Annotated in this window: 8 protein-coding genes; all 8 read left to right on the top strand. The window is 41.7% G+C overall.

What is annotated here, in order from left to right; genetic code table 11:
• Nucleotides 1-63: 63 nt before the first annotated feature.
• Entirely contained in the window at nucleotides 64-1,392 is a 1,329-nt protein-coding gene (locus HMPREF0083_RS16960) for a hypothetical protein (RefSeq protein ID WP_040303332.1), read from the top strand.
• A 145-nt stretch (nucleotides 1,393-1,537) separates the two neighbouring features.
• Nucleotides 1,538-2,806 carry a hypothetical protein gene (locus tag HMPREF0083_RS16955; RefSeq protein WP_021622838.1) on the top strand — a complete coding sequence of 423 codons (1,269 nt, stop codon included), beginning with the start codon at nucleotides 1,538-1,540 and terminating at the stop codon, nucleotides 2,804-2,806.
• A gap of 120 nt (nucleotides 2,807-2,926) precedes the next feature.
• Entirely contained in the window at nucleotides 2,927-3,532 is a 606-nt protein-coding gene (locus tag HMPREF0083_RS16950) for a GntR family transcriptional regulator (protein ID WP_327859736.1), read from the top strand.
• 157 nt (nucleotides 3,533-3,689) lie between these two features.
• A complete protein-coding gene (locus tag HMPREF0083_RS16945) occupies nucleotides 3,690-5,033 on the top strand; it encodes a serine hydroxymethyltransferase (RefSeq protein ID WP_021622836.1) in 1,344 nt (447 codons plus the stop codon).
• A gap of 197 nt (nucleotides 5,034-5,230) precedes the next feature.
• Nucleotides 5,231-8,407 (top strand): bifunctional cytochrome P450/NADPH--P450 reductase, encoded by a 3,177-nt coding sequence (locus tag HMPREF0083_RS16940; protein WP_021622834.1) that lies wholly within the window; start codon nucleotides 5,231-5,233, stop codon nucleotides 8,405-8,407.
• Between the two features lie 192 nt (nucleotides 8,408-8,599).
• Nucleotides 8,600-9,373 (top strand): hypothetical protein, encoded by a 774-nt coding sequence (locus HMPREF0083_RS16935; RefSeq protein WP_021622833.1) that lies wholly within the window; start codon nucleotides 8,600-8,602, stop codon nucleotides 9,371-9,373.
• Between the two features lie 3 nt (nucleotides 9,374-9,376).
• Complete coding sequence (locus HMPREF0083_RS16930) at nucleotides 9,377-9,745, top strand: GntR family transcriptional regulator (protein WP_021622832.1); 369 nt, start codon at nucleotides 9,377-9,379, stop codon at nucleotides 9,743-9,745.
• A gap of 25 nt (nucleotides 9,746-9,770) precedes the next feature.
• Entirely contained in the window at nucleotides 9,771-10,472 is a 702-nt protein-coding gene (locus tag HMPREF0083_RS16925) for an ABC transporter ATP-binding protein (protein WP_021622831.1), read from the top strand.
• The last annotated feature ends 59 nt before the right edge of the window (nucleotides 10,473-10,531 follow it).

The raw sequence follows: 10,531 nt of genomic DNA, 5'->3' as shown, positions 1-10,531 counted from the left end.
TGGATCATACTGGATAATCAACACCCTTGTTACTATATAACAAAATTCTGAGGAGGAATGGATATGAAAAAAGGAAAAGTTGTAACAGCGGGAATGATAAGCTTGGCAATGTTAATAGGAACACCTACATTGAACGTACTCGCAGCAGAATCGGCTGCGGTGGTACAACCACAGGGTGAGACATTGACACGAGGAGAGTTTTTCAAAATGCTCGACCAGGCCATTGATTTGCCGAAGGCTAAAGGAAAGAATACTTATAAAGATGTGCCGCAAGGAAGCGAGTTATCAGAAATCGTAAACAAATTGCAGGCGGCGGGTGCTTTACAAGGTTCTAATGATGACATGGTACGTCCAGATAGTGAACTGAAGGCGAGCGAAGCGATTGCCCTGATTAGCAGTGTGCTCGGCGTTCCGAGCGCCTTTGTTCCTAGTGGTTCTCCGCTGCTTGATTCCAAACATGGGGCGAGCAATATTGCTAGCTGGATGAAGAGCGTGAAAGTGGATTATAACTGGAATGATTTGGATCGAACCATTACAAAGCAGGAGGCACAAGCCCTTGTCAAGCAGTTGCTATCCACCTCCAGCGATGCCAGGAAGCTTTTAGAGGAAAGTTGGAAGGCACAGCAGCAAATTAAGTCATTCCGTGTACAAAGTGATATATCTTTTGATGGAGTAGAAAATCAGGATGCACTGAATAAACTGCCTGCCAATGAGCGAAAAGAATTTGAGGAGATGAGAAAAAAGGGTAGCTCTATAAAGGCAGAAGCTGTTTATGCGATGCCTGACTCCATGTACACTAAAACGGATATGGGAAATATAGAGATCGAACAATATGTTATCGGGAAGGATATTTATACGAAGTATGGGAAGGTACCGGAAGGATTTATGGATAATCGTTTTGCCGATAGTCCGTCGGGTTGGGTAAAAGTGAAAGATGCTTTTTCGCTTGATATGAAGGCAATAATAGAACAGCGTATCCCGCTGCAACAGGAGAGAAAGGTCTTCTATCGAAGCACAGGAGAGGGGCAATTGGTGTTTCAGGGACGCATTGATACGCTATCCGAACTAGCTCCGGTGATGAGAGACATGCAGGCGATACGAGGAGTGATCGAAGGGGCAGAGAAAAATATCAGCACCATTTATATTCAAGGCACCATAAATCTTGAGCCGAAGACAAAACTTCCTATAGATAGCAGCATACAAATTGTCATTTCATTAAATGAAAATGCTGCCGATACAAAGGAGAAGATGCTACTTAAGCAAATGACTATTACACAGAATACGAAATACAGCGATTATAACGCCACCAAGAAAATTGATCTTCCAGAAGCGGCGAAAAACGCAAAAGAATTGCCTGCAACTGGAGGCAATACCTTGGTCTCCAAGCAATAAAGATTCTTGTTGACTGTTTGTAAATTTTGTTCAGGCGAAAGAGGCGATACCGTTTCTTTCGCCTGATTTAGAACAAGAGGGGAAGATTCATACAAAGGATGAGTGATTTTAAATAAAGTAGTTATAGGAGGGATCGAGAGGGAATATGGACTCACGATTGCAAGAACTGGTTGATTTTACAAAAGAAGAGATTGGTCTGGAATCTTATTACCTACATACAGCAAACATATATTGGGATAAGAATATTTTTAATAATACAGATTACACGTTATTGATGGAATGGTTTCCAAACGGTATCATGGAGCGAACAGAAGAAGATTTAAATCCACCGGGTACTGCTGTTGTGGAGTTAGACCTGAAAACCCGCCGTTTTAAAAGTATTATTTTTGTAGGAGAAAAAACATTAATAAACACTTTAATGTTTGACAAGCATGATTCTAAAAAAATAATACGCTGGATTGAACAAAAAACAGGTTTAGTATATCATGAGCAATTCCAAATCAAGAAAAAAGAAGGGACCAAAACAATATTTCAAGCATGTTTTCATGGAATTCCTGCTTCGCCATCTGGTTATATAGAAGTAAAGCTTGATGATGTTGGAAGATTACTCTTTTTTTCTATCTCTGGTTCCTTTCCTTCAAATGATTTAGTAGAGGCAATCGATTACACACTTACATTTGACCATGATGTAAAGCAAGTCGCACATAAACATTTGAAGCTTTTGGAACTTCCTTCAAGTAAACAAGAGAAGTGGCTTTCCATGTATACTATGGAAGAAATATATGTTTACAACAACAGAAAAATAAGGATTCCTTTCGAGATTAACGTACACAGCTCTTATGTGAAGGTAGATCAAGTGATAGAATGGGATTCTCCTATTAATAAAAAGTTTGAAAGACAGCAATTAAATTTAAGAAACGATAGCATCACAGCAGAGCAGGCTTTCTCGTTTGAGTCCCATCCAGATACACTTCCTTTGACAAAGCATGAACAGGACATAACGATAGCAGAAGTTTTAGATTTTTTGCGAAAGGAATTTCCTAAAGATACTGCTAAATGGGTGTTAGTCAGCTTGTACCGTGACAGAGGATACATCATTGCAGAATTGAAACAGGCTCAGGATATACGAGCATTTCAACGGAAGTTAAAAGTTTTTATCGATTCTACAAAGTATAAAGCCTTGAATTATTTTGACAATCAATATTTTTTGGCAACACTCAAACATTATCATGCATCTGATACTGTTAACATCACTAAGGAAGAAGCGTTTGAAAAAATTAAAAACAAAATTGAATTAACTCCAGTATATGTATATGATTTTGAACAAAAGAGCTATGTATTGTGTGGAAAATTGGGTTCTCAATATGGTGTACTTGCAAATACCGGGGATGTAATGGAGTTAGATAAAGTGTAGACTTCTTCAGGTAATAGGAATCAGAACCAAGCATTAAGCTTTTTTAAAAAATCAGTGATGTGATATATTGGTTTTATGAAACATATAAATCAAATTAGTCGTATTTCTCTCAGAGATCAAGTGTATCAACGGTTAAGGATGGCGATTATTAATCTGGAGTTAAAGCCCGGCCAGCGGATTAATGACAAAAGCCTGGCTGAACAATTTGGTGTCAGTAGAACTCCGGTTAGAGAAGCTCTTAAAAGATTGGAGGATGAAGGCTTAATTGAATCTTCTCCCGGAGCAGTGACCAAAGTAACCTTAGTAGATGAACAGGAGGCAAAGCACGCGTTTACTGTCGTGGCGGCATTACATTCTCTTGCTGCCAAGCTGGCGATTTCGTATTTGGAGAATACCCATGCGAATGAAATGGAGAAAATCAACCGTGAATTTAAACATGCAATTGAACAGAAAGATGCAATTAAGGCGGTGGATGAGGATACCAAGTTTCATCGTGTCCTATTAAAAGCAGCACATAATCCGGAAATCGAAGTTGCCCTTGAGCGTATAATGCCTAAGATTCGTCGACTGGAACTATTAAAATTCGGCTCAGTGGATGGTGCTTCATCTGTTGAAGTGCATCGTCAGATTATCCAGGTGATTAGACAACAAGATAAAAAAAACCTTCCGATTCTTATTGAAGAAAATTGGTTGAGCCTTTCCCAACTACTTACGAATCCTTCATGAATTGCAGGTTACCTCGACCTAAAATGGGGAAAGGTAGCCTTGTATTTAGTGTAAAAAGTAATGCAAAAAACCTTTTTAAGGTTTTTTTCTTTGTGAAAATTAATATATTGGTTTTAGGTTATTGATTTACTCCAAAATATGAAAGGGGAATTTACAAATGAGTACATCAATACAACAAACAGAAGCACATGAGGCTCATGATCCTGAAGTTTTACGAAAGGCAAGAGAAGTCATTGAACGTTGCTCGTCTCCAAGGCTTATCCAAAAAGAAGTAATCGATGCGGTAGAAAGAAATGCGATTTGGAGAGGGGAAGAATGTCTGAATTTATTGGCTCCTGAGGCGCCTACCAGCCCAACAGTAAGGAAGCTTTTGGCATCAGAAGTAGGAACGAGAGCCGCAGAAGGACATATTGGGCCGACTCAAAGATGGTTTGCAGGAACCATTTATATTGATGAAATTGAAGCCCTATGTGTGGAGCTTTTAAAAAAGGTGTTCAAGTCAAACTACGCTGATCATCGGCTGGTTGCGAGCATGGTAGGAAATTTGACAGTGTATACGGCTCTTACAAAACCTGAAGACGATATCATGACGATTCCACAGCCAACAGGCGGGCATTCCAGCAATCGGTATAATGGGCCCGCCGGTATTCGGGGATTAAATATCCACAATGTGCCGATGGATTCAATTGAATTGACGGTCGATCTTGATGCATTTGCAAAGAAGGCCAGACAGATCAAGCCCCGTTTGGTTGCGCTTGGAGCTTCTATGACCCTTTTTCCATTTCCATTGAAAGAAATGACACAAATTGTGCAGGAATGGGGCGGGAAAATTTTCTTTGATGGCGCTCATCAGCTGGGGCTAATCGGTGGAGGACAATTTCAGGATCCGCTGACTGAAGGGGCCTGTGTCATGACAGGCTCTTCGGGAAAAACCTTTAGCGGCCCGCAAAGCGGAATTATTGTATGGAATGATCCTGAAATTAACAAATCAATCACAGATGCCATCTTCCCGGCCCTTGCCGCCACCCATCAGGTAAATCGTGTTGCGGCTTTAGCTGCTGCTGCCGCTGAGTTTTTGGCATTTGGAAAAGAATATATGGCACAAATCGTGAAGAATGCCCAGGCACTCGGTCAGGCCCTTCATGACAGGGGAGTAACAATGCTTGGTGCACATAAAGGATTCACCCGAACACATCAGGTCATTGCAGATGTACGCGCCTTTGGCAACGGACACGATATGGCCAAAAAATTGGGCACAGCAAATATCATCACCAATAAAAATCTAATTCCAGGTGATAAACCAGAAAATTGGGATTATCCAAGCGGTCTTCGTATCGGAACAACCGAGGTCACACGACTAGGAATGAAAGAGAGCGAAATGGAGACTATTGCCGACTTTATCATGGATGTTCTAATAGACCGAAAACCAATGAATGCGGTCAGAAAAGAAATTATCGATTTTCGTAAATCGTATCAAAAAATTCATTATTGTTTTGACTGAAAATTAAAATCCTTCCAATTGTTTTGTTATGGCGATTGGAAGGATTTTTCTGTTTTTATGAATTTTTGTTATGGTGGGTACAATATGAAAAGCATCAAAAATAAGCAAGGCGAATGGCTGCTAAGGTTGGCAGCTAGAAGCATGGACAAAGCAGTAGTGATATACACCGACATACTAAACAAGAAAGGATTGTTTCCATGATACAGAATAGCAATATTCCGCAGCCAAAAACATATGGGCCACTCGGTAATTTACCATGTATCAATCCAAAAGAGCCTACCCAATCCATTACAAAACTTTCCTACGAATACGGTCCCATTTTTCGATTAGAAATGCCGGGAAGTTCTGGCATCTACATTTCTAGCCATGAATTAGTGGCGGAAGCTTGTGATGAATCCCGTTTTGATAAGAACGTCTGGGCACCACTACAAAACGTTCGTGCGTTTGCGGGAGACGGTTTATTTACCAGTTGGACGTATGAGCCGAACTGGCGGAAGGCTCATGCGATTCTTCTTCCGAGCTTTAGCCAGAAAGCGATGAAAGAATATCATACCATGATGGTAGACATTGCCTTACAGCTCGTTCAAAAGTGGTCGCGGCTAAATCCGGACGAGAGTGTTAATGTTCCGGAGGATATGACACGGCTAACGCTGGACACGATTGGCCTGTGCGGTTTTAATTATCGCTTTAACAGCTTCTACCGTGAACAACCACATCCTTTTATTACAAGTATGGTTCGTGCACTCGACGAAGCGATGCATCAACTTCAACGTTTAGGTATACAGGATAAGCTGATGGTCATTACAAAGCGTCAGTATAAGCACGACATTCAAAGTATGTTTGCATTAGTCGACAAAATTATTGCAGAACGTAAAGAGCATAGCGATCAAGATGCGGATGATCTTCTCTCCCATATGTTAAGCAGCAAGGATCCAGAGACAGGAGAGAGACTCAACGACGAGAATATCCGTTTTCAAATCATTACATTCTTAATTGCAGGGCATGAGACGACCAGTGGTTTACTTTCGTTTGCCCTCTATTTTCTGTTGAAAAATCCAGATAAACTTCAAAAAGCTTACGAAGAGGTTGACCGCATTCTAAATGAACCGATTCCGACATATAAGCAAGTGCTTCAGCTAAAATACATTCGCATGATTCTTAACGAGTCTTTACGTCTTTGGCCAACAGCTCCGGCCTTTTCTTTATATGCAAAAGAGGATACTTTGCTTGGTGGGAAATACCCAATGAAAAAAGGGGAAAGTGTTAATGTGCTCATTCCAAAGCTTCATCGTGATACGAGTGTATGGGGAGAGGATGTGGAAGAATTCAGACCGGAGCGTTTTGAGGATGCGAGTAAAATCCCACACGACGCCTATAAGCCGTTTGGGAATGGTCAAAGAGCCTGTATCGGCCAGCAATTTGCGCTTCATGAAGCAACGCTTGTGCTTGGTATGGTGCTCAAAAGCTTTGAAATCATTGATCATGCTAATTATCAGCTGAAGGTCAAGGAAACATTAACCTTAAAACCAGAAGGATTTACAATGCGTGTCCGTACACGGAATGGCCAAATTTCTTATGCAATTCCCACTGAGCAGCATGCTGTACCAAAGGATGTGCAGGTCGGGCAGATTCCTGCTACCCATGTAGAAGCGCATAATACTCCATTATTAGTGCTATACGGATCGGATCTGGGAACAGCGGAAGGAATGGCACGGGAAATGGCTGATTCCGCTCGTTATAAAGGTTTTAAAAGTGAAGTCGCATCATTGAATGATTATGTAGGCAAGCTGCCGAAAGAAGGAATCGTATTTATTATTACATCCTCTTATAACGGAAAGCCGCCGAGTAACGCACGGGCGTTTGTTCAATGGATAGAGGAAGCCGATTCTGAAGAAATAAAAGGAGTTCAGTATGCAGTTTTTGGGTGCGGAGATCATAATTGGGCGACCACGTACCAGGAAATTCCTCGATTTATTGATAAGCAACTGTCAACCAAAGGTGCAACTCGTCTTACTCTGCGTGGAGAAGGCGATGCAAGTGGCGATTTTGAGCAGCAAGCTGATGAGTGGCGTGAACGCTTGTGGCCGGATGTTTTCAGCGCATTAGGCTTGAAAACTGACCAGGATTTTGAGCAAGAGCGTAGTGCTTTAACTATAAAGTTTGTTAGTGGATTTGCAGGGATCCCTCTTGTAGAAACATATGATGCTCTTCCCGGGTATGTAACGGACAATCAGGAACTGCAGTTGAAGGGAAGCGAACGCAGCACCCGTCATATTGAGATTGCGCTTCCAGAAGGGGTAACGTATCGTGAGGGAGATCACTTAGGCGTCCTGCCCCAGAACAGCAAGGAGCTTGTGCATCGTGCTTTAGTCCGCTTCGGATTACAAGAAGATGACTATGTTGTACTCAGCGGAAGCAAAGGAAGTAATGCTCATCTTCCGCTGGATCGACCCGTTAGGGTGTTTGACTTGTTAAGTCATAGCGTGGAGCTTCAGGAAGCGGCAACACGTGCACAACTTCGTGAACTGGCATCCTTCACGACCTGTCCACCACATAAACGGGAATTAGAAGCTTTGTTGGAGGAAGGAACGTATAAAACCGATGTATTACAAAAACGGGTAAGTATGCTGGAACTGTTAGAACAATATCCTGCTTGTGAGCTGCCGTTTGAACGTTTTTTAGAACTCTTGCCGCCATTAAAGGCCCGCTACTATTCCATTTCTAGCTCGCCACGCGCTCTTTCAGACCGTGCCAGCATTACTGTAGCTGTTGTTCGTGGTCCTGCTCGGAGCGGCCGTGGGGAGTATCGTGGAGTTGCTTCCAATTACCTTGCCGAGCGTAAAGCAGGGGAAGCTATTATGATGTTTATACGGACTCCAGAATCAGGCTTTCAGCTTCCTGAGGACCCGGATACTCCGATTATTATGGTCGGCCCAGGGACAGGCATTGCGCCATTTAGAGGCTTTCTTCAAGCCCGACGTGCTCTGCAGCGGGAAGGAAAAAAGCTTGGAGAAGCTCATCTTTATTTTGGGTGCCGCAATGAATCGGACTATATTTACCGTGAGGAATTAGAGCAATTTCAAAAAGAAGGGATTGTCACTCTTCATACGGCATTTTCCCGAATGGAAGGGCAGCCGAAAACGTATGTGCAGCATATCATGCAGAAAAATGCAGAGGAATTGATAGCGATTTTGGATCGGGGTGGTCGACTCTATGTGTGTGGAGATGGAAGCAAGATGGCACCGGATGTGGAGAGGACTTTGCAAATCGCTTATCAAGAGATTCATGGAGTTGGTGAACAGGAGGCTAAAAAATGGTTGAATAACCTCCAGACCGAAGGATGTTATGCAAAGGATGTTTGGGCAGGAATATAATATTTTCGATTTTTAATATCCTTTTCCGAACACTGCAAACATAGGCAGCCTGAATCCGAAATTCCAACGGATTCAGGCTGTATTATTTTCTTTTTCATCATAGAAAATGTTTTTTTTGGTTGATCTTTCTTTATGTATTAGTGTATTATTTAATTAATACACTAATACGATCATACAAAAGGAGAGGAAAGAATGGAAGGCACGCTTCAGTTGCTCAAAAAGGATTTGAAGATGATGAAAGGATGGTTTCTTGGTGGTGCTGCCGTAATAGCTGTCGTGGGGGTGCTTGGCGCATGGCTTGCCTACCAGACGCGTGTAGGGACGGTCAGCTTTTTGATTTCATTTCTGCTTTTTATCCATGTTTTTTATATACCTGCATATGTATGGAGAAGTTTGTCAAAAGAATGGAAGGGAACGTATGTATATTGGCTGCAGTTTCCCCAATCTGGCTGGACATTGTTAGCTATGAAGTTGGTAAGCGCTGCAATTAGCCTATGTGCCTCTTATTTTATCGCCTACGCCATTTTTTATGGCATAAGCCAGATAGAGATGAACAGCAAGCAACAGTTGCTAGAAGTTGTAGTTCCGGATGCTTTTGATGTAAGGAGCTATATTGAGTATATAAGAAGTTCTTTTTTATCTATGTTTTCTCTAATCTTATTTCTTAGCGTCACTTTAGGCGTGTGGGTTCTTCTACTTAATATCTCGATCCAGGCAGTACGTCGTTGGTTGCATCGATTTAGTGGAGTGGTTATGTTGCTTCTGTTTATTTTCTTATTCTGGGCAGAGCTATCTTTTAGCAACACGCAACTATATCGTTCGCTGACAGAATGGGGAGCTTTTACTAGCACTTCTGCCTGGGCAATTATTGAGCTGCATATAGGCGATGTTTTATTTTCACTTCTAGAAGTTACTGTATTTTTCTTTGCTGCTGGCTGGTTAGTGGATAGGAAAGTAGAGGTGTAGCTGATGGGTGACGGGTTTAATGCTTCACAACCGATTTATCAACAGCTTGTAGCCCGGCTTTGCCGTCAAATTGTTCGAGGAGAACTAAAACCTGGAGAAAAGCTTCCTTCTGTACGGGAGATGGCGGTGCAAGCGGGAGTGAATCCAAATACCGTACAACGTGTTTATTCCGAGATGGAACGAATGGGAATTGTAGAAGCGAGAAGAGGGCAAGGCTCTTTTGTGACGGAGAATACTGAAGAATTGGAGCGGTTGCGTGTGCAGCTCAAGGTTGAGTGTATTGGTGAGTTTGTAAAAGATATGAAGGAAATGGGTTTTTCATCTGCTGAGATTATTGAAGGCATCGAGAAGTATCTAAAGCAGGAAAAATAATTGTACGGTCAGGAGTGAAGCGTATATGTCGAATATGCTGGTGAAATTTCAGAATGTATCCAAAAAATATGCACGTCAGGTTGCTTTACAAGATATAAGTTTTGAACTGCCAAGCCGTAGCATTATTGGATTAATTGGTCCGAATGGAAGCGGGAAAACGACCATGTTGAAGCTGATGGCCGGGTTGATTAGGCCGAATAAAGGAACCGTGATGATCGATGGAAAAGAAATAAAGGGCCGGATTCCTGAAAAAGTCTCCTTTTTTCCAGACGGTGACAATTTATATCCATTTTACACGGTGGCCGAAACACTTGATTTTTTCAGCAAAATGTATAGTGATTTTGATAAGAAAAAAGCGTTTGAGATGCTGGCATTTATGGAATTACCAGATGATCAGCAGGTAAAAGCACTATCAAAGGGAAATAAAGGGAGATTAAAGATGATTCTCGCACTTTCCCGGCAAGTACCACTCATTTTGATGGATGAGCCGTTGTCTGGTCTTGATCCCATCGTGCGGAATTTGATTATTAAAAGTTTGCTTTCTTTTATTGACGTTGAAAGACAGACAGTGATTATGTCTACCCATGAGGTTACAGAAATCGAACCGCTTCTTGATAGGGTTATGCTTATGTACAATGGTCAACTTCAAGCCGTTCGAGAAGTGGAAGATATCCGTTCTACCAGCAGCATGAGTCTTGTTCAATGGATGAGTAACGCTGTGAAATAGTTGTTTTGTATTATTATTTATATAAAAGGAGAGGAAGAAGAAGTTATGAGAAAAATTAA

Origin of the sequence: Aneurinibacillus aneurinilyticus ATCC 12856, from assembly GCF_000466385.1 — a bacterium.
GTDB classification, from domain to species: Bacteria; Bacillota; Bacilli; order Aneurinibacillales; family Aneurinibacillaceae; genus Aneurinibacillus; species Aneurinibacillus aneurinilyticus.
Note: the sequence above shows the minus strand (reverse complement) of the source record. Positions and strands in the feature narration are given on the sequence as shown.

Bases quoted from the DNA above. Each gene is read 5' to 3' on its own strand.
- HMPREF0083_RS16960 (WP_040303332.1), top strand. From the start codon at position 64: ATGAAAAAAGGAAAAGTTGTAACAGCGGGAATGATAAGCTTGGCAATG.
- HMPREF0083_RS16955 (WP_021622838.1), top strand. From the start codon at position 1,538: ATGGACTCACGATTGCAAGAACTGGTTGATTTTACAAAAGAAGAGATT.
- HMPREF0083_RS16945 (WP_021622836.1), top strand. From the start codon at position 3,690: ATGAGTACATCAATACAACAAACAGAAGCACATGAGGCTCATGATCCT.
- HMPREF0083_RS16940 (WP_021622834.1), top strand. From the start codon at position 5,231: ATGATACAGAATAGCAATATTCCGCAGCCAAAAACATATGGGCCACTC.
- HMPREF0083_RS16935 (WP_021622833.1), top strand. From the start codon at position 8,600: ATGGAAGGCACGCTTCAGTTGCTCAAAAAGGATTTGAAGATGATGAAA.
- HMPREF0083_RS16930 (WP_021622832.1), top strand. From the start codon at position 9,377: ATGGGTGACGGGTTTAATGCTTCACAACCGATTTATCAACAGCTTGTA.
- HMPREF0083_RS16925 (WP_021622831.1), top strand. From the start codon at position 9,771: ATGTCGAATATGCTGGTGAAATTTCAGAATGTATCCAAAAAATATGCA.